Here is a 19,367-nt window from a genome sequence, read left to right as displayed (position 1 = left end):
TTGGGATTTCGCTTTGACACTAAAAAAAGAAAAAACAAAACCTGCCTCGCCGACAGGCAGGCAAAAAGATTTCGCTAAGTGCGTGGCAGAAAGCAAACGCTAGTTTGCCCCCGTACTGTTCGTAGCTAAACCGTTACCCAACATTTTTAAAAAGCATATAAATGACTAAAACAGATTTATTTAGAGTTGTCATAAAAACTTTAGGAATTTATTGTTTCGTTAATTCGTTGTTCCAGCTAATACCGAACATGTCATTCTTAGATGGATTTTATTCCTTTAGCTTGAGAGTAAGTTTAATTTACCTAGTAATCACTTTGCTAATTGCTTATGTACTGCTTTTTCAAACGGACAGATTGATTAAACTTTTCCGACTTGAAAAAGGGTTTGACGAAGATGGAATTGAAACGGGGAATCTAAATGAAAACGGACTTTTCAAAGTAGGCCGCTTTAAAAAATTTGAAGTAACCATCGGGAAACCAATGATCACTAATGGAGCTGTTCAATACGAACATACTTATTATAGAATAGTTGAACTGGAAACAAAAAAGAAACGGAGAGAAATGATTTGGGTTAAGATTGAAACAAATTGGTTCAAAGACACACAACTTGAATTTAAACCAAGCTTATCGGAAATTAAAAATAAATAACATTTGCTATAATTTATTGTAGTTTACCGGCATCCCCAAATGAACGTTGAACCCATGGTAGGAGCATTTGAACAAAGTTGGAGCAAAGGAATATCTAAACCATAACAAAACGTTTATTAGAAGAAGGAACCAATGACCATAGAAATTCTTGCCATACTAAATCTAATAATTGCCGTGCAAGCATTGTTTCTTTGTTTCCATTTCATTTTGAAATCAAAGGGAATTAGGACGTTAAATAGATTGATTGCATTCTTGTGTTTTTCATTTGCTACAATTGCATTGAACACCTATCTAAATCTTATAGGAATCTATCTTCAAAACTTCCCATTACAAGATATTTCGAACAATTTAATGTGGTTTATAGGTCCTGTTTTATACGTATATGTAATTTATAATGATAGGAAGTCAGAAAATCGCCTAATTTATTCAAACACATTCCCTTTTATAATTCTAGCTGGGATTGATCTTTTTTTTGAGTGGAAGCGGTTCACGGAAATTATCCCATTTGTAGCTTTCACCCAAATGAGTGTCTATCTGTTACTGTCCATAAAATACTGTATTGATCATTACATAAAAGCCAGGCAATATTACAATTGGATTTTACCATCTATCATTGTGTTCGCCATATTGATAACAATCAATTTTAGTTTATACATACTTGAGGCGATGGGAATTAAAATTGTCCCGAACAACGTGCTTCAAAGTTTCACATCATTATTGGTCGTACCCATTTTTTACTTGGCTTATAAAGAAATGAATAGTACCCATGATTTTGGTATTACGCCCAGAAAATACAGAACTTCACACATCTCAGAAGAAAAATCAAAAGAATATCTCGCTAACATCGAAGCGGCTATGAAAGATGACAAACTATATCTTCAGAAAAGTTTAACCCTCAAAACATTCTCCCAATATGTCGATATTAACCCAAAATATATCTCACAAATAATTAACCAAAATCTACATATGAGCTTTTCAGAGTATGTCTTTAAATTTCGTTTTGACGAGGTGAAGAAACGATTGGCGGATTCAAACAATAAAAACCTTACCATCTTCGGAATAGCTCAAGAATCCGGATTTAAGTCCAGCAGTAGATTCAATTATCTTTTTAAGACACACGCCGGGCTAACCCCAAAAGAATTTCAAAAACTTCATCTGAAATAGCATTTTGTGCTATATCATGATATAGCAAATAGTTGCTTTGTTGTATTTACCCTTGAAATTTAGGTTTGTAGAAAATTCATCAATCTATGAACGCTACAGAAGAGAACTCCAAACGGCAGCTTGTCCTATTTTTTGCTTTGACCTATGGATTATCATGGGCATTGTTTTTCCTTGGCCATCAAACGGACATTCTATTGATTACCTTACTAGGTATTTGGGCACCCTCCATAACATCAATAATCCTTACAGGTTGCTTTTACAAGAAAAAAGGGATTTTTCAATTATTAGGTCGGTTTAAACGTATCAAAATAAAGTGGTATTGGTGGCTATTGTTGTTATTACTTCCGGCATCGGTCCATTTCACTGGACGCTCATTATGGCAAATATTTTATTTTGGTGATCTATCCCCCGCAATACTTCCTATTTCGTATTGGTTGGGTTCAATAATTCCCTCTTTTCTTATTGCTGGTTTTGGGGAAGAACTAGGTTGGAGAGGTTTTGCACTACCAAGATTGCAACGTCATTTCTCTCCTATCTTGGCTTCACTTATTTTAGCTATAGTTCATTTACTTTGGCATTTACCTACCTACTGGATGGGACAAGGAATACATAATGTTCCATTTATTTATGTAATTGCCTTTATTTTTCCTTGGACATTCATTTTTAACTGGCTCTATAACAAATCTGGGGGGAGTATGCTTTTTGCTGTTGGATTTCATGCCATTTCAAACGCCTCACTCAGCATTGTAAGTTTTTTTCCAAGGGATTCCGAGGTTCCAATTACACCAGAGTTGCTTACCAATTGGTCTTTCCCAATAGAATTAGGTGGTCAGTATTTAATGGTATGCTTTGTATACTTTTTAGTGGCTATTATGGTTGTTCTCAAAGGAAAATTCAACCAAGTAAATATTGATATCCCTTAGTGCTATAAAAATGAATTTCTTCAAACTAAAAACTGATCAAAGACGCATTGAAAAATACTGGGAACAACAGATTATCTGTTTATGATGTAATGAAATCAGGAAATTAACTTCGCTCTAGGAAATCCATGGATATCCAAAAAAATATTCGAGAATAGCATTATAGAATAAAACTAGCTACCTGGAATAAGACCAATTACCCCTGAAAGCCTACTTACTAAAATCCTTGCAAACTTTCTATATATGATTTATTTGCTAATTTAAGTGCCAAACCATTCCATTGATTCTACACAAAACCGTTAGCACTAATCAATTCGAAATAAAATGAAAGTTACCGCCGAAAAAAATGAAAAGGTTGCCAACATGATATTTGCATCCATTTATCCACTTTATCTAAATAGATTGGAAAAAAATGGTAGGACAAAGGAAGAACTCAACCAAGTAATTAAATGGTTTACCGGTTTTGATCAAAATGCCCTGCAGGAACTTATTGATGCAAAAGCCACCTTTAGAACATTTTTTCAAAAAGCTAAAATACACCCAAACGCAAACCTGATTAAAGGCGTCGTTTGTGGTTATCGAATTGAAGAAATAGAGGATGAATTTGAATTGTATAGGCAATGCAGACGTTTGGAAAAGCTGATTGACGAATTGGCAAGAGGTCGTAAAATGGAGAAAATTTTGCGCGAGGCAAAAAAGTAGAAACTGGTGCCAACAAAACCTAAATTGCATTAAAACGCAGTTTAGCGAATACGATAGCAATACGTATAACATGGTAAATTTATATTCTTTTATAAAACAGAGTGACGACTTTATTAAGTTAGAGGCTAACGAATTGTTGTTTGTAGAGTACACCTGTGTCCAAGAGGAAACCAAATTCGGAATCTGGTCAGATAGTAACTATTTTGCCTTTGTTTTGTCCGGCAAAAAAATGTGGAGAACCATATACCATGACTATGAAGTTGAAAAAGGCGATATTCTTTTTATAAAAAAAGGAGCTAACCTTACGCATCAGTTTTTTGAGGATGAGTTTTGTGCAATTTTCTTTTTTATCCCTGATGATTTCATTAAGACATTCTTCTCAAAAAACACTTCTTTTTTAAATGCATCACAGAAACAACTGTCTAATCAAGATGCTGTCTTAAGGGTGAAGTCGAATCAATTGTTAGAAAATTATCGTGAATCTATATCTTCGTATCTCACCTTAGATCAAAAGCCTAGCAGTCAATTGATAAAATTAAAGTTTGAAGAATTGTTGTTAAGCCTATGCGTAAGTAAGGACCATCAGGATTTAGCTGATTATTTAGTTTCCTTATGTCAGGATCAAACTTATCACATGACACGTATAATGGAAGAAAATTTTGGCTATAATCTAAAGATTGAAGATTATGCAAAACTTTGTCATATGAGTTTATCAAAATTCAAAAAGGCATTCAAAGATCATTATAAAATAACGCCCGGACTCTGGCTTAAACAACGCAAGTTAGATTTGGCACTTCACCATCTTTTAAACACCGATCTTCCTATTAATCAACTGTCCTTTGAAAGTGGCTTTGAAGACCCATCCCACTTTATACGTGTTTTTAAGCAAAAATATAATACAACCCCCTTAAAGTATCGTAATCTGCAAAAAGATACATAAACCTTAAAGTCCATTTTTAAGACTTTTTAGCCTATCTAAAGGGCCTTTATCATAAATACTTTTGTCGCTGTAATTATTAATCATTTAAAATTAAAAACAATGAAAAGAGCTACAGCGGTACTATCAGTAAAATTCAACTCTTCGCATAGCCAAGAAAAGTTAATGCAAGTTTGCAATGAAGATTTGAATGTATTTAGAGATGTTCCTGGGCTTATAGAGAAGTATTACATAGCCGAGGAAACTACAGGTGCAATCAGTGGTATCTATTTATTTGAAACAAAAAGTTCAAGAGGTGCATTCTGGACTTCAGAATTGGCAGCTAAAATACCTGAACGCTATGGTGTTATCCCGGAGACCCTTAGGGTTGAAGAATACGACATGGCCATTGTATTGAACGAAACAGTCTTGTCTTAAAACCCGAAAAACCGGTCATGGATCGCAGTAATGACCGGTTTTCTTTTTGGAAATTCAATCTAGCACTAGAAAAAATGAATTAAGCCCTCCAATAGATTAACCCTATAAGTATTAGGTTTTGAAAATACATGAAATACAGAATCAACCTAAATGGTTTGGGTGGTACACCTACAAAACCCAGAATAAAAAAGGATGTTTTGAAAACATTGACAGCAAAGGGACCCACATACAACCCGATTCAATTCCATTCAAATAGACCAAAGGTTATTAATCCAATACAAAGTATTGGTTCCCAACTATAATGACCCAAATGATGCTACTGCCCATGCTTTGATTCAAACCTTGTATCCTTCTAGAATCGTTGCGGAATTGGCGTCAGGAATTGATACGAAAATGGCGGAATGATACATTTTGGAACACATCAACAACCAGTAGATCAAGGAAATTAAGACCACTAATATTGTACAGGTGAAAGCGGTTCTTATGTTGCCTATGCCATACAACTGTTTTAGAAAACTTATTCCTTTAAATAAACAAGTCTTTCCAGCCTTATAAGTTCCTTATCATCCACATACTTGCCAATTTCCTTTCTAAACTGCGCCATACTTGTATACGGCCGGTATTCCTCAAATTCATGGGCCATACGGTTCCCTACTCCTGGTAAGGCCTTGATATCATCTTCCGTGGCGGAATTCAATTCTACCGGCACAAATACATAATTTTCATAGCGGGATACCTCTTCCTCATCCACATATTTTCCAATTTCCCTTCTAAATTGCTGTATGCTGGTGTATGGCCGGTACTCTTCAAATTCATGAGCCATACGGTCACCAACACCTGGTATCATCTTAAAATCCGCCTCGGCAGTGGTATTCAAATTAAAGGGGACAAACACTTTTTTGTAGAGTTCCTCCTTAGTTTCATCACCGACCAGGGCATCAAAATCGTTCATTCTCAAAAAAGGTCTTTTATCCAAAATTTGGGCAACCATTTCTTTTGAAAGCCCTATTCCGTTTAAATCGGCCTCAGTGGCAAGGTTGGCGTTCAAAACTACTTTGGTTTCCAAATTTTCCGCTTTTTCACTGGTGCCGGTATCAGATCCTTCAACCGTGGTTTCTTTAGACGCATCCTTCCCTTTTGATTCTTTACAGGATACCATTACCGTTCCGACCAACGCGAGCACTACAATTAATTTTCCAAATTTTCTCATCGTTCTTGTTTTATAAGTATTACATATGAATAACCGATCAATGCCAACACGATCATGCTAAAGGGTGCGAGTGCAGGTAGGGCTCCAGATAAACTTTCTACAAAAAGATCCCAACCACCTGCCGTGGGTTTCATCTCTTGTTCAAATTCATAATTGGCTCGAAGATGCAAAAAAGCGCCGTAAACCCCACTCAGGGCCGTTAACACCAAAACTAATTTAAACAGTTTTAAGGTCATATTCGTTCTTCGAAAAAAAAGAATACATAGAATTAAAATTGAGCTGCCTATACAAAGGATCGGAATCAATTGTTGCGCTCCTTCATAATGATCTAGCAGATACAATTCCAGAACAGTACCGACCGTCATAAATACGAAAGCAGCTAAAAGAATCCGTTTTAAACCTAAGTATTGGGATTTGCCTTGATCGTTTTGCATTAGGGAATCAAAAATACACAGGAAAACTTGGCAATAAAAATTATTTAGATAAATTCTAAATAAAATTACAAATTGGATATCGGAATGCTATGTCGTAACTATCAAAATCCTGGCAGCCACCAAAGAACCGGATTAAAAAACAAGTCTTGATACGTTAATTTCGTACATAATTTTCATCAAAGTACAAACCGGACACAACCAAATGGCAATCCCCCCATCTAGAGTAATAGGAGATAAAATTGTACAAAGTGTAACATTGCTAAAAAAAATCAAATGAAAAGGAAAGTTATGTATTTGGCCCTTAGTATAATAGCAATCTTGGTTTTGAACGGGTGTTCAAAAGATGGAGATGACCCAACCCCAATTGAATTGGGAGTTTGGATATCATTGGACAAGAGCGACACCCTGGACTTTAGGACCGCCAACGATTTTTACAAATCGAACGGATTTATGCAAAACGATCATTATGATTATGAATTACAATCCAAGGACTCGATCCAAATTATTTATAGTGGAAAGCTTTTTATTGCGGTAGCACCAACAAATCACAAATATTCCGTGACCCAAGACGAACTGACCATAGATTTCGAAAGTCGATCTAGTTTTGGATTTGAGGACAAAGTGATAACTTATACAAGGGAATAAATAGGTGTATCCCTTCCCTTTCGTCCATATGCGGAATAGAAGGAGGCACCAATGATGACCCGATAGTGCTTCGTACAGGCGGGAATCACTACAAACCGTAGTAGCTGATTAAACCCACCAAACTCTCAAAAGGTGACAAAAGGGTTATTCTCGGCCAGTGCCTCCAAGGCGTTCACCGCAAGAAAGGCTACAATTTTTTTGACTGCTTTCCATTCATCCGAATCGGTTCCAGCGGTTTTCCCATTTTTTAGGTTTAAACAAGGGCAGTCTTATAAGATAGCAAAAATGGACGGCCTTACCAACAAATGAAGTGTGTGAGTTTGTCCTAGCGGGAAGATCCAATCTCATAAAAAAGACAATGCCAAGAAGTGGTAAAGCGGCTATTTTAGGTACTTTTCATAATTATATAGGACCGTCCAAATCAGTCCAAGGTGAGCCTGGGTCTTCATAGCTGTCGTCTGAAGGGTCATAGTTTGTAGGTGTTCCATCAGGTCCATAGGGATTCGTTTCTTCATTGGTATTGTGCCCCTCCTCTTGTGATAGGTCGTGCGGATCTGTGTCGACGTCGGCAACGATTCCCGAATTGTTGGAAATTGTGCGCGTATCGAATTTGTCCTTTTTATAAAACATCTCCTGGTAGCCCCCATCATCGAGCAATCTCTCGCAGATTTTGATAGGCCTCGGTCTCGGACTCGTTGGTAGCGTTTCCTAGAATTATGGACATATTTGGTTGGTTTCCTATGAGATATGGATTTTTAACAAGTAACCTGGAAAGGACGACCTCTATTCCCTATTTTTAAGGTCAACGAATATGATCCAAGCTATCAACATTGCGAAGACGGTGAGTATAATACTCCACCAATATCCCTCCGTATGGAAACTATCTTCTCCCGCAATTTGGTAGAAAACCCAAATATTTTTGTGCAAATCCACCTGTCAATATACCCAATAGCCAGGGCAGTATACTAAAACTATTGGTGAATGGGGATATTTATCGGACCAACCGCTTGAAGACCAGATAGCCCACAATTCCAATGAACACAAAGAAGCCCACCGGGACCAAAAGTTGCCCTTATTGGATTCCGTTTCTTACTTTTATCTTTAATCGAATTTTTTTGTCCTTTTTGTCCACAAGGTCCAGGGAAGTAAGGTCTATAGTAGTAGAAGCGCAATTTGTTTCTTCTTTTCCCGGAAAATATACCTATAGATCAGAGTCGAACGAAGACTGGAAATCTCTTATCTTAGTTCCACATATAAAAGATGTATAGATCATTAACGATCTATACTCCTACGTTGGAGGCCATTATAAATGCCGTGGGGGCATTTTTTCCAAGGTCTTTGCGGGGAAATAAAGCGGTCGTTCTTCTGTGAAGGGATGGCCGACTTTTGGGAGGTACCGTTCCAAGTAGTTTGGCTTTCAGCGTTGAGAGCCTGCTATCAAAACGTCGGAACGTTAAAAACTACTTGGGCCAAGGACGGTAAAATTTTTGACAAAGTCAATTTTATCGGAATCCATAACAGAAGGACGTGTATTGTGTTTCCCATAACAACGTTCCATGCCATTTACATAGAACATGGTTATGGGGAATCTTGGAAAAAAAGGTGTTGTGATGTTCGGCAATGAGAACGGTTCCCTTGTTTTATCCTTAATTTTGGAAAAGCCGAAAATTAAAATAAAACGGCCAACAACACGCTGTATAATCAATGGCCCGAAGCAAGGTCGTGAATAGGGGCCACAGATCATACACCTAACGTTGTACACAAGCTACCAAATGAAACGCAAACTGACTTTAATAATATTGACTTTGACTTTTACAAGTTGTTTTTTTAGCAATTATGAAAGTGAATCGATTAAGTCGCCAACTGGAAATTTTGACATTAAGGCTACTGTAAATCGGACCGACAAAAATGCGGATAATTACGCTGATGTTATTATTCACTTATTTGATAAGGAAAATAATAAACTGACTGAATTGAATACTGGAGCTGGAGATGCGAATAAATGGACAATTGGTTGGACTGAAATTGGGGATACAATTGTACTTCAAAGTAGCGATATCGGAAATAAAGCGTGGGTTTTGAATGGGGATAAACCGAATCAAATAAAAATGACGGACGAATTAAATGAGCGTGCTGAATTTTTGTACTCGGAAAAATATAAATAAAGCCAGTGTACAACAATGTATAACCGCAATTACGGCGGATTCGACTATGCTTCGACTGCGCTCAGCACAGGCTAGAATCCACTCGGAATTGCGAGCGTCAGTACTTAACCGAAAAACAGTAATTTAAAACCCGTAACTGACGGTTATACTCAACGTTGGAGGCCATTATAAATGCCGTGGGGGCATTTTTTCCAAGGTCTTTGCGGGGAAATAAAGCGGTCGTTCTTCTGTGAAGGGATGGCCGACTTTTGGGAGGTACCGTTCCAAGTAGTTTGGCTTTCAGCGTTGAGAGCCTGCTATCAAAACGTCGGAACGTTAAAAACTACTTGGGCCAAGGACGGTAAAATTTTTGACAAAGTCAATTTTATCGGAATCCATAACAGAAGGACGTGTATTGTGTTTCCCATAACAACGTTCCATGCCATTTACATAGAACATGGTTATGGGGAATCTTGGAAAAAAAGGTGTTGTGATGTTCGGCAATGAGAACGGTTCCCTTGTTTTATCCTTAATTTTGGAAAAGCCGAAAATTAAAATAAAACGGCCAACAACACGCTGTATAATCAATGGCCCGAAGCAAGGTCGTGAATAGGGGCCACAGATCATACACCTAACGTTGTAAGCAATTTGCGTGGAGTGGTAATACTTAAAGCAAATAGTAAAAAAGGTGAAAGATCGAACTGGTAGAAATAATTTGGTAAAAATATAGCTGATTTGGAAGAAAATCCCACTATATCGAAGCCTTGGAAGAGCTACCATAAAATTGGATTTCGATATGCTGTGATATTTTTTATCCTGTTCATCATTTTTATAGATTGGTCAGTCAACCCAATTTTATCCAAACTATATTATTATGGCCCCCTATCTTCGCTTTTAGATAGTACAGTTTCTTGGGTCGGAAAAACCATATTCAATATTCAATACCTTATCATATCCCCATATGATGGGGAACACAACGACAGAACTTACGTTTACTTACTCTATTTCACCATAGTAGTTATTGCGGCAATAGGCACTATAATTTGGTCTTTGCTCGATGGAAAACGTAAAAGCTATCAAGTTCTTTATTACTGGATTACCACTACTATAAGATACTACCTGGCATTTACAATGTTTCTATTTGCACTTTATAAATTCTTTAAAGTTCAGTTCCCCGACCTTGGATATTATACATTAACTGAGCGTGTGGGAGATATGTCCCCCATGCATCTAGCTTGGGCTTTTTTTGGCCATTCTTATGAATATAATGTTTTTATGGGTTTAGTAGAAGCAGGGGCATTGCTACTGCTTTTTCGCAGAACAACTGCCCTTGGTGCTATACTAACTATGGCGGCCCTTGCCAACGTAATAGTGGTAAACATTAGTTTTGATGTACATGCGAAAATGTACCCTATCGCTTTGTTTATCATGGCTCTTTTTCTTTTTCTAAGAGATGGGGGAAGTATTGTTCGATTTTTCTTAAATGGTCAAGCAAATTCACTTTCGATTATTAAAGCACCTTTGTATAAAAAACAATGGAAACGCATACTAAAAATGGCAATTAAAGTTGTTGTAGTTGGCTATTTTCTGATTGCCTCGATTAAAGACACCGCTGGTTATCAAAAAAGCAATGAAGAGCACTTAAATGCGAAATCCGGTTATTCCGGGCTTTATGACATCAATTCATTCACCTTAAATGAAGACACCTTATTAATTGACAATCCCTTACGTTGGAAGCAACTTATTATTGGTGATATAATGGTTGAAGCTATTAGATTTCAGAGTGATAGCATTACCTTCATAAATTTTAAAGTAGATAAAAAAGAACTTTTACTTTATGGAAATCCAACAGATTTATCTGAAAAAATACAGGAAGTTTACAACGAACTAGGTATTGCTGATAACATTTACTACGGGATGGATTCCATATTGATTGCTAGGAAAAAAATTAGCAGGCTTTATCTTGAAAAAATTGATTCGACAACCCTACAAATTTGGGGAAAGATAAAAAATGATTCTGTGTTTATTATCGCTAAACGCAAACCTGTAAAAATAAATGAATTTAGGTTGAAAAAAAGACGCTTTCATTGGGTAAATGAGTCAAGTTATTTTTATTAAAAATTGAATCTGACTGGATTGGGTATGAAACATTACTTACCAATAAAACTGCTTACAACAACGGTTACGATGGTTATAGCCCATGGCTTTCATTTGGCCATTTTTTCCTAACTTCAATCAACCAAAACGAAAGAAACCTTAAAATGGAAAATAGCTATCCGAAAATGTATTTGTACAAGAGAATAGTACAGGCGAAACTATTTATTGACAATAATTTTTGTGATAAGATTGACCTTGACAATATCTCTGACGAATCCCATTTTTCTAAATTTCATTTCATTCGACTTTTTAAGGACATTTATGGGAAAACCCCATATAAATATTTGACTTCCATAAGGATAGAAGAAGCCAAGCGGCATTTAAAAAAAGGAATTTCAGTTATGGAATGTTGTTTTGCCGTTGGGTTCGATAGTCCGAGTTCGTTTACAGGGCTTTTCAAAAAAGAAGTTGGTTTTACCCCTAAGGAATATCAATCTCGACAATTACAAAGAAAAGTGAAGATAGCCGAAGAACCTTTGAAATTTATTCCAAATTGCTTCGCAGAAACCAAAGGTTGGACAGAGAATAGCAATTTTCAAGAAGTGGTTTAGAGGTTAGTTGATGAGCTTTGAGGCTCACAATTAAAACTTGGAAAAATGATTACAAGATTAAACCACGTAAGCGTATTTGTACTAAATCAGGATAGTGCATTGGACTTTTATGTAAACAAATTGGGTTTTAAAATTCATACTGATGCCCCAATGGGTCCCGGTATGCGTTGGCTCACCGTTTGCCCGCCGGAACAACCTGAACTTGAAATCTCTTTGATGCCTATAGAAGATGGCACGATGTTTAAAGATGGAGCAGCGGAACAAATGAAAGAATTGGTCAAAAAGGGCACATTTGGTTTCGGCGTTTTCGAATGTAACGATTTGCTTGCCACGTATGAAGAGCTAAAAACTAAAGGTGTAGTTTTCAAGAAGGAACCGACCAAGGAGTTTTATGCCTACGAAGCTTTATTCGTTGATGACTCCGGGAACTGGTTTTCCTTATGTGAAAAAGAGAAAGAATGAGAGCTTCTTGACAAAAAAGGGTAAAAAAGAAAGAGCCACACAAGAGCGTGGTTCTTTCTTTTTTGCTCCCCCTCTTGGTTTCCTTCCACTTTGCTTTGGATAAACCAGGCCCAAGAGTCAAGCGAATTTCTCACCACTATGTGACTATCTTCAATCGATGAAAATCAATTGAACAAGGCCAATCATTTTGTCGCATATCATCTTTGATCTTTTGGTGGGTTAGCTTAAATAATCCAAAATCTTTTTTTCTATAGTATCTTTACTCAATAAGCTCATCTGTGAATGATTTAAAGTGTCGTTAGCACTAAATTACGCACGATAAGCGTCTTTTTTCTTTAGCAACCGTTATCTATAGCAATTCAATCCGTTTCATATGAAATACACCCGTTAAATAAAATCAAATGCAACCACTAAAAACTCTCCCCTTTTTTAGCAATGGGTACCCTATAAAAAACCTGTTGTTTCTTGTTATTTTGTTCTTTTTCTATTTGGGATTCTCCCAGACGGCCTCAATCGCTTCGAAAGGTCCCGGTCCGGTGCTGAACGAAATCCGGCTTGTTCGGCAAGTTCCTGTGCCCATGCGGGATGGAACCCTCCTCTATGCCGATATTTATCGTCCCACCAAACCAGGAAAGTATCCGGTCATAGTAACCCGCAGTCCCTATGGTTTGCAACGCATTGGTGTTCACCATGAGCGGATGATGAAATTTGCTCAGCGGGGCTACATAGGCATCGTACAGGATGTAAGGGGCCGTTACGAAAGCGAGGGAAAGTGGGAGCCTTTTCGTGATGAGGCCAAAGATGGCCACGATACTATCGAGTGGATTGCCGAACAGGATTTTTCTAATGGGAAGATTGCCATGCAAGGGGGATCCTACCTGGGGCATAATCAATGGGCCGCTGCCAGTCAGAGCCCTCCCAGCTTGGATGCCATCTTCCCCTCCGTGGCGTCGACCAACCTGTACGCCAACTGGATTACCATGGGGGGCGCCTTTCGGCTGAGTTTTAATTTTGGATGGGGTGCGGTACGTATGCCGAACCGTATCATGTTGCCCCAGATTTGGCACACCTCCGATTTTACGCCCGAGGAATTAAAATATGAAAATATCTTGATGCATCTCCCCCTGAAAAATGGTGACTTGCAGAGTGCCGGTTATGCGGTACAACATTACCGGGATTGGTTGGCCCATGAGAGTTATGACGGCTATTGGAAGGCCATCAGTGATGAAGAGCGTTTTGATAAAGTGATGGTGCCCGCCTATAACACCGGAGGCTGGTTTGATATATTTCTTATGGGCACCTTGAACGGGTATACGGGAATGAAAAAATACGGTGGAACAGAAGCTGCACGTGCCGGTACCAAGTTGCTCGTTGGGCCCTGGGGCCACGGTCCCGGAACCCGATTTGGGGACCTGGAATTCGGGGATCATGCCTATATCGATATTTTTGAGGAAGAGCTTCGCTATTATGATTTTCACCTAAAAGGAATCGACAACGGGCTGGATAAGGAACTCCCGGTAAAAATATTTTATATGGGCGAAAATTCCTGGCGAGAGGAAAAGGACTGGCCTATCCCTGGAACACAATACAAGGAGCTGTACCTTACAGCGGATGGACCTGCCAACAGCCTGCGCGGCTCCGGTAAGCTTACCTTCGATAAACCCAAAAGAGCCGGTACCGATGAGTATACCTACGATCCCAACCTACCCGTAAAGACCTATGGGGGCAATAATTGTTGTGGCACCCCCACCGTTACCGGGCCCAGGGATCAACGGATCATTGAACGTAGAAACGACGTTTTGGTCTATACCTCGGATTTTCTGACGGCACCGGTAACCGTGGGCGGCCCGATTACCATGAAGTTGCACGCCGCTACTGACGGTCCGGATACCGACTGGATGATCAAACTTGTAGATGTGTATCCAGATGGCGGTGCCTATCCCGTATCGGAAGGCATCCTACGGGCCCGCTTTAAGGATGGCCTGGATAAAATAAACCTGCTTACCCCAAACCAGGTTTACGAATTCGAAATTGAAATGACAGGAACCGCAAACGTATTTCTACCCGGCCACCGTATCCGGGTAGATATTACTTCTAGTAACTTTCCACAGTTTGACCGTAATCCCAATACCGGCAAACCCCTTGGAGAGGATGCGGAGGTGCGCATCGCTGAACAAACCATCCATCATGGAGGAAAGCGACCCAGTCATATTGTATTACCGCTTGTTCCTGGATTTTAAATCATGGCTTAGAGTCACGTGAGAAAAATACTGAAATGAAAATGGCCCTTCCTTAATGGGAAGGCCGCTTGGAAGCGGTATGGCTTTGGTTCCGTTTTACCCCCCCTCTTGGACTAGCCTCGACTACGCTAAGGATAAACCTGCCCGAAAAGTTAGGCGGGCTTCTCGCCCATAAACTTTATGGTATAAAAAAAACCTTGTCTTTCTTAAACAAGGTTTTCTCTGTTTCTGCTCCCCCTCTTGGGCTCCCTTCGGCTACGCTCAGGATAAACTTCTCGCCGAAAATGGTAAAAAAGAAAGAGCCACACTCTTGTGCAGCTCTTTCTTTTTTGCTCCCCCTCTTGGGCTCGAACCAAGGACCCTCTGATTAACAGCGTTGGCGAATGGGGTACAAGCAAATTTTAAAAATCACATATTTTATTGAATGTCAGTGTTTTAATAATTTTTGTTGTCAAACAAAGTCAATTGAAACCAACTTTTTGCGTGCAAATTGCGTGCAAATTTTTTTATAACTTATGTTCATGAACACGAGTATAAAACTAAGTTTGGACACCCGTAGAATGACCCAAAATGGATGTTTCCCCATCATTTTGAGGTTGACCCATTTTAGAAAAACTACTTCGATAAAAACAGGCCATTATGTGCCAGAGGAATACTGGGATCATCACAGATGTAAAATAAAAAGAAATTTTCCAGATGTTGACTCAGTTCACCTATTGAATACTCTTCTATTAAAAAAACAAGTTAAGGCGCAGGAGGTTATCAATAAACTGGCCGATAATGACCAACTAGATAGACTTACTGCCAAAGATATTGCAGATAAAATAGTTAACCGAAAGCGATTCAATTCCTTCTATGAATTTGGTCTTAAAAAGGCTGAAGAGCTTAAAAAAGAAAAACGAATTGGAACTTCCAGAAATTACTCGGGAATCATTGGCAGACTAAAAGGATTTACAAACAACAGGGATCTAAAATTCAATGAGCTCAACATTGAATTCTTAAAACGGTTTGAAAGACACCATTTATCAAAACCGGGTAATTCCGTTAATGGAATAGCATCTTACATGAGGACAATAAAGGCAATTTACAACAAGAGCATCAAGGAAGGCATGGTTGATGAATCTCTATATCCTTTTGAATACTATACCATTAAAACAAAGCCTACAGAAAAAAGAGCAATTAAAATTGAGAGTATAAAGAAAATATTGGAAATGAAAACCGAGGTAGGTTCAAATCATTTTCACTATCGAAATTATTTTATCCTCTCCTACCTCATGTTAGGCATGTCCTTTATTGATATGGCTTTTTTGAGAAGAGATAATTTTATCGATGGTCGCGTCAAATTTCAAAGACGGAAAACAGGAAAGCGCTATGATATAATTATTACAAATCAGATTAAACCCATAATTCAATACTATATGAATCATCCCAATCCATCTGGTTTTTTATTACCTATAATCTATAGAGACACTATAGAGCTACAGTACAAAGATGCTCAATGGGAACTAAGAAGATATAATATTGGGCTGAAAGAAATAGCTAAAAAGTGTGGTATTGAAGAACGTTTGACCTCCTACGTATCCAGACATAGTTTTGCAACACATGCTATGTTCAAAAAAGTTCCTTTAGAGGCAATTTCCGCTATGATGGGTCACAATAAATTAAGTACTACACAAATTTACCTTAAGTCCTTACCAAGCAACATACTTGATTCCTATCAGTTAGAATTGAACTCCTTATGATTTGATTATAAACCTTTCTTCTAAATATCGAACAGCTCGTAAAAAGAATTAATATCTAATTTTTAAGGCTCCATAAAACGTTCGATTTAAGGTACTTTGCAAAAATTATAATTTTAACGGTAGATAATCTGCGTTTTTTAGAACTGTTGGGCAATCCTTAGCAAACCATAATCATAAGTCTATCATTACTCTTGGAGCCAAGCCCAGCGCTTCGCCCAATCAAACAAAACATCACTACGCCACTTTAATACTGTTTTGGCACCTTGCCATTCATTATCGAACAATTCTGGATCGGAAGAATCTGAATACCAATTCGTACCTAGTTCGTAATAACTCTTTGAAGGTGCTCCGGGCCAATCGTTGTTTACAACCAATTGACCTTTCTGCTCAGGAAAACCTGGAATTTTTGAAGTAATCTCGTAGGTTAAGGTTTCGGACGCTTTTGGAGCATATCGTATTCCATATTTACCATCGCCCAGATAAAATCCTGGCCATTCTTGTTCGCCAACTCCTGCATGTACCGTCATTGTAAAACAAGTTGAATCTTTTGGGATATTAAGTTCAGGTCCATCGAAGTGGTATTCGACAATGGAATACACTGAAACCGTATCGGCAACTGTGGTATAACGGTCAAAGATAAACCTAGGGCTATGGCTGAATTTTTCAAAACTACCGCCCCAACTATCGTCAAGTGGATTATCAGGCTCGCCGTTCATCACATAGAGCAATGATGGGGTATCTCCCATTTTTATATTTCCATCGTAATACTCCTTAAAACTTTCTCCCAAATGCCCGGACTCTTGAATGTAGTTGTCGTAATAGTTTTCATTTAACAAACTGTCAGGTACATTGCTCTTCGAGAAAAAACCTCTATATGTTGCGTTTGCTTCAATGAACCAAAGATTTGGAAAATGCTCCACGATGTACATGTAGCTATTGGTACTCCATTTTTTATTTGGCCCACCGATCCAATATACTTTTATTGCGCTTGCGATTTCAGGCGCGTCGTGCAATGCCTGGGCCAAATCTTCAAGTCCTCCCCATACCAATACCCAAAGCACTCGTTCACTTTCCTCTTTTGCACATTTAATGATCCAATCAGAACCTTCGGTGGAAGTTGCATAACCTACATAGGGGGCGGCACCTTTTCTTCCTTGTTTGGTTACAAATCGTAACGAATCGGCGGATGGAAATTCATCACTATACTTTTTTAATTTTGATAAATCTTTTTCATATAATGCGATCGTTTCTAGAATATCCTGTTTAGTGCCAAAGCCATAAGAGGGCGAAGAAACCAAACCTTCCGTATCAAATTGGTCGCTATACATCAAAAAATGAATCATAGATTGATTATCATCAGGGTCGGTTCCACCTATATCGGTACTGATGAGAATTCGAGGCTTGACGGTCTTTTGCTTTTCTTTTTTTGGGGCGCAGCTAATAATAGTTAAGCAGGAAAGGACAAAAGTCAATTTGTTCATAATCGCTTTGTTTGATGTTCAAACGTCGGACGGTAATTGTCAATTCGCCCGTACCAGTTATTTTGGTACTACAGTAATGATTACTCGTTTATATCTTGAAAGGGAAGGTGTGCCTTTGTCGGACAGTTTTAAAATGATATGAATCGTTTCTTTTTTTTCAACTTCCGGGGCCTTAAAGTGTACTATGTGAACATTCTCCGCTCCTAAATTCACCACCTTTTTATATGAGCTTTCCTCTGGATAATGAAACCACAAATAACTTAGATTATCACCGTCAGGATCGGTAGACTTAAAAGCATCCAAGCTAATGGCTTCGCCCGACTTTACTGTTAACTTTTCGTGATGGGTCAACCCTGGAACTGGTGGATGGTTAGCTTCTTCAAACGACATTGTACACCAATCCATACGGGCTGCAAAATCGTTTTGAAAATCATCTCTCCAACGCCATAAAGTGGTTTTGTTGCTTTTGAATGAAATGGTATCCCTTTTCATTGTACGACCATATTCTTTGGTCACGTAGGGTGTATAGTTGTCATCGGTATTGGTCCAAATTGCTCTTGTTTCCGGCTCTAGTGTTACTATGGAGCCCCCTTTTTTGGCTTTTGAAAAGTCGGGTTTATAGAGGGCATAACGACCACCCCATGCACCCCATTCAGGATGTTCCGGTTCATTGAGGCCATTGGGTATCAATGACAAAAAAGCAGGTGTGTCGCCCTCCACTCCCCATGCAACATCAGGGTACTCTGCACCCAAAGAACCATGATCTTGTTGAATGTTTTGGGCAATCCAGCTATTACTAATGGTAGTGTTATCAATTCCTTTGATATAACTGTTGATTCCTGTCCAAGTTGCCGTGCCATAATAATCTCCCGGACTCACGATGTAAAAAAGATCAGGAAAACTATTTCGTATCCAAGTGCCGCTATCATCTTGGTCGGAAATGGTATAGACCCTCAATTTTGATATCAATCTTGCCGCTTCTTTCTTGCTTTTCGTGTTTTTTATTTTGTGCAGGGATTGAGCCAATGTGTTTACACCTCCCCAAACAGATATCCACAATGGTCTTTCATCATCCTCTTCCAACACTTTTATAATCCAGTCCGAACCCTCGGAATCCATACTGTCACCAACTCCAGTCATTCCATACTTAGGCAATCCACTTTTTACAAAATCTAACAACTCCCCTTCTTCCAGGAATCCATTTTCGTGTTTCAACAAATTTGGTTGAACTTTACCATAGGCCTTTATAACCCTCTTTATAGATTCTGGGTTTACCTTCGATTGAAGCCAACAAGAGGTAGTGGCGACCAACCCTTTAATGTCAATCTGGTTGGAATACAATAACAATCTGACCAGCGACTGGGTATCATCCGGGTCTGCTTCAATATCCGTGAGAATAATTACTCTGTGTCTTTCAACGGATTGCCCTTGAACGGATTGGAATGAAATAGCCGTTAGAAAAAGTGAACAAAATATTATTTTTCCTTGGGATAAAAAGGGTTTCATAATATGTC

The 19,367-nt window shown here is 38.5% G+C and carries 19 protein-coding genes; 14 read left to right on the top strand and 5 right to left on the bottom strand.

Annotated features, from left to right (window positions below; genetic code table 11):
* Positions 1–161 precede the first annotated feature (161 nt).
* The 6 genes from ACP2AF_RS06400 (at position 162) to ACP2AF_RS06375 (ending at position 4,787) form a co-directional block, all read left to right on the top strand.
* Positions 162–647: a hypothetical protein gene (locus ACP2AF_RS06400; RefSeq protein ID WP_425235405.1), complete on the top strand. Its 486-nt coding sequence runs from the start codon at positions 162–164 to the stop codon at positions 645–647.
* 666 nt (positions 648–1,313) lie between these two features.
* Positions 1,314–1,811, top strand: coding sequence for a helix-turn-helix domain-containing protein (locus tag ACP2AF_RS06395; protein ID WP_425235404.1), 498 nt, complete (start codon positions 1,314–1,316; stop codon positions 1,809–1,811).
* Between the two features lie 434 nt (positions 1,812–2,245).
* Positions 2,246–2,734, top strand: a complete 489-nt coding sequence (locus tag ACP2AF_RS06390; protein WP_425235403.1) for a CPBP family intramembrane glutamic endopeptidase — start codon at positions 2,246–2,248, stop codon at positions 2,732–2,734.
* Positions 2,735–3,055: 321 nt separating this feature from the next.
* Positions 3,056–3,433, top strand: coding sequence for a DUF2200 domain-containing protein (locus tag ACP2AF_RS06385; RefSeq protein ID WP_425235402.1), 378 nt, complete (start codon positions 3,056–3,058; stop codon positions 3,431–3,433).
* 70 nt (positions 3,434–3,503) lie between these two features.
* Positions 3,504–4,373 (top strand): helix-turn-helix domain-containing protein, encoded by an 870-nt coding sequence (locus tag ACP2AF_RS06380; RefSeq protein ID WP_425235401.1) that lies wholly within the window; start codon positions 3,504–3,506, stop codon positions 4,371–4,373.
* Positions 4,374–4,472: 99 nt separating this feature from the next.
* The gene (locus tag ACP2AF_RS06375) at positions 4,473–4,787 is read left to right on the top strand and encodes a YdhR family protein (RefSeq protein ID WP_425235400.1); all 315 of its coding nucleotides are present in this window, start codon (positions 4,473–4,475) and stop codon (positions 4,785–4,787) included.
* A 517-nt stretch (positions 4,788–5,304) separates the two neighbouring features.
* On the opposite strand, the gene ACP2AF_RS06370 is transcribed toward ACP2AF_RS06375, so the two are convergent.
* Both ACP2AF_RS06370 and ACP2AF_RS06365 read right to left on the bottom strand, forming a co-directional pair.
* Positions 5,305–5,997 (bottom strand): hypothetical protein, encoded by a 693-nt coding sequence (locus ACP2AF_RS06370; RefSeq protein ID WP_425235399.1) that lies wholly within the window; start codon positions 5,995–5,997, stop codon positions 5,305–5,307.
* Positions 5,994–6,431, bottom strand: a complete 438-nt coding sequence (locus ACP2AF_RS06365; protein ID WP_425235398.1) for a hypothetical protein — start codon at positions 6,429–6,431, stop codon at positions 5,994–5,996. The genes ACP2AF_RS06370 and ACP2AF_RS06365 overlap by 4 nt, the downstream gene beginning before the upstream one ends.
* 273 nt (positions 6,432–6,704) lie before the next feature.
* On the opposite strand from ACP2AF_RS06365, the gene ACP2AF_RS06360 reads away from it, so the two are divergent.
* Both ACP2AF_RS06360 and ACP2AF_RS06355 read left to right on the top strand, forming a co-directional pair.
* Positions 6,705–7,076: a hypothetical protein gene (locus ACP2AF_RS06360; RefSeq protein WP_425235397.1), complete on the top strand. Its 372-nt coding sequence runs from the start codon at positions 6,705–6,707 to the stop codon at positions 7,074–7,076.
* A gap of 132 nt (positions 7,077–7,208) precedes the next feature.
* A complete protein-coding gene (locus tag ACP2AF_RS06355) occupies positions 7,209–7,385 on the top strand; it encodes a hypothetical protein (RefSeq protein ID WP_425235396.1) in 177 nt (58 codons plus the stop codon).
* A 93-nt stretch (positions 7,386–7,478) separates the two neighbouring features.
* Here ACP2AF_RS06355 and ACP2AF_RS06350 read toward each other — a convergent pair whose 3' ends face one another.
* The gene (locus ACP2AF_RS06350) at positions 7,479–7,733 is read right to left on the bottom strand and encodes a hypothetical protein (protein WP_425235395.1); all 255 of its coding nucleotides are present in this window, start codon (positions 7,731–7,733) and stop codon (positions 7,479–7,481) included.
* Between the two features lie 1,115 nt (positions 7,734–8,848).
* On the opposite strand from ACP2AF_RS06350, the gene ACP2AF_RS06345 reads away from it, so the two are divergent.
* From ACP2AF_RS06345 to ACP2AF_RS06320, 6 genes are all read left to right on the top strand, one after another.
* Positions 8,849–9,241 (top strand): hypothetical protein, encoded by a 393-nt coding sequence (locus ACP2AF_RS06345; protein WP_425235394.1) that lies wholly within the window; start codon positions 8,849–8,851, stop codon positions 9,239–9,241.
* Between the two features lie 714 nt (positions 9,242–9,955).
* Positions 9,956–11,338: a hypothetical protein gene (locus tag ACP2AF_RS06340; protein ID WP_425235393.1), complete on the top strand. Its 1,383-nt coding sequence runs from the start codon at positions 9,956–9,958 to the stop codon at positions 11,336–11,338.
* A gap of 143 nt (positions 11,339–11,481) precedes the next feature.
* Positions 11,482–11,928: a helix-turn-helix domain-containing protein gene (locus ACP2AF_RS06335; RefSeq protein ID WP_425235392.1), complete on the top strand. Its 447-nt coding sequence runs from the start codon at positions 11,482–11,484 to the stop codon at positions 11,926–11,928.
* A 45-nt stretch (positions 11,929–11,973) separates the two neighbouring features.
* Positions 11,974–12,390: a VOC family protein gene (locus ACP2AF_RS06330; RefSeq protein WP_425235391.1), complete on the top strand. Its 417-nt coding sequence runs from the start codon at positions 11,974–11,976 to the stop codon at positions 12,388–12,390.
* A gap of 401 nt (positions 12,391–12,791) precedes the next feature.
* Entirely contained in the window at positions 12,792–14,630 is a 1,839-nt protein-coding gene (locus tag ACP2AF_RS06325; protein WP_425235390.1) for a CocE/NonD family hydrolase, read from the top strand.
* A gap of 515 nt (positions 14,631–15,145) precedes the next feature.
* Complete coding sequence (locus tag ACP2AF_RS06320) at positions 15,146–16,372, top strand: site-specific integrase (RefSeq protein WP_425235389.1); 1,227 nt, start codon at positions 15,146–15,148, stop codon at positions 16,370–16,372.
* Between the two features lie 185 nt (positions 16,373–16,557).
* On the opposite strand, the gene ACP2AF_RS06315 is transcribed toward ACP2AF_RS06320, so the two are convergent.
* Positions 16,558–17,853: a nucleoside hydrolase-like domain-containing protein gene (locus ACP2AF_RS06315; RefSeq protein WP_425235388.1), complete on the bottom strand. Its 1,296-nt coding sequence runs from the start codon at positions 17,851–17,853 to the stop codon at positions 16,558–16,560.
* A 57-nt stretch (positions 17,854–17,910) separates the two neighbouring features.
* Positions 17,911–19,359: a nucleoside hydrolase-like domain-containing protein gene (locus ACP2AF_RS06310; RefSeq protein WP_425235387.1), complete on the bottom strand. Its 1,449-nt coding sequence runs from the start codon at positions 19,357–19,359 to the stop codon at positions 17,911–17,913.
* Positions 19,360–19,367 lie beyond the last annotated feature (8 nt).

Origin of the sequence: Ulvibacterium sp. (assembly GCF_965248315.1) — a bacterium.
Lineage (GTDB): Bacteria > Bacteroidota > Bacteroidia > Flavobacteriales > Flavobacteriaceae > Ulvibacterium.
Note: the sequence above shows the minus strand (reverse complement) of the source record. Positions and strands in the feature narration are given on the sequence as shown.

Excerpts from the sequence above, each read along its gene's own strand:
- ACP2AF_RS06400 (WP_425235405.1), top strand. The coding sequence starts at position 162 with ATGACTAAAACAGATTTATTTAGAGTTGTCATAAAAACTTTAGGAATT.
- ACP2AF_RS06395 (WP_425235404.1), top strand. The coding sequence starts at position 1,314 with ATGGGAATTAAAATTGTCCCGAACAACGTGCTTCAAAGTTTCACATCA.
- ACP2AF_RS06385 (WP_425235402.1), top strand. The coding sequence starts at position 3,056 with ATGAAAGTTACCGCCGAAAAAAATGAAAAGGTTGCCAACATGATATTT.
- ACP2AF_RS06380 (WP_425235401.1), top strand. The coding sequence starts at position 3,504 with ATGGTAAATTTATATTCTTTTATAAAACAGAGTGACGACTTTATTAAG.
- ACP2AF_RS06375 (WP_425235400.1), top strand. The coding sequence starts at position 4,473 with ATGAAAAGAGCTACAGCGGTACTATCAGTAAAATTCAACTCTTCGCAT.
- ACP2AF_RS06370 (WP_425235399.1), bottom strand. The coding sequence starts at position 5,997 with ATGAGAAAATTTGGAAAATTAATTGTAGTGCTCGCGTTGGTCGGAACG.
- ACP2AF_RS06365 (WP_425235398.1), bottom strand. The coding sequence starts at position 6,431 with ATGCAAAACGATCAAGGCAAATCCCAATACTTAGGTTTAAAACGGATT.
- ACP2AF_RS06360 (WP_425235397.1), top strand. The coding sequence starts at position 6,705 with ATGAAAAGGAAAGTTATGTATTTGGCCCTTAGTATAATAGCAATCTTG.
- ACP2AF_RS06345 (WP_425235394.1), top strand. The coding sequence starts at position 8,849 with ATGAAACGCAAACTGACTTTAATAATATTGACTTTGACTTTTACAAGT.
- ACP2AF_RS06335 (WP_425235392.1), top strand. The coding sequence starts at position 11,482 with ATGGAAAATAGCTATCCGAAAATGTATTTGTACAAGAGAATAGTACAG.
- ACP2AF_RS06330 (WP_425235391.1), top strand. The coding sequence starts at position 11,974 with ATGATTACAAGATTAAACCACGTAAGCGTATTTGTACTAAATCAGGAT.
- ACP2AF_RS06325 (WP_425235390.1), top strand. The coding sequence starts at position 12,792 with ATGCAACCACTAAAAACTCTCCCCTTTTTTAGCAATGGGTACCCTATA.
- ACP2AF_RS06320 (WP_425235389.1), top strand. The coding sequence starts at position 15,146 with ATGTTCATGAACACGAGTATAAAACTAAGTTTGGACACCCGTAGAATG.
- ACP2AF_RS06315 (WP_425235388.1), bottom strand. The coding sequence starts at position 17,853 with ATGAACAAATTGACTTTTGTCCTTTCCTGCTTAACTATTATTAGCTGC.
- ACP2AF_RS06310 (WP_425235387.1), bottom strand. The coding sequence starts at position 19,359 with ATGAAACCCTTTTTATCCCAAGGAAAAATAATATTTTGTTCACTTTTT.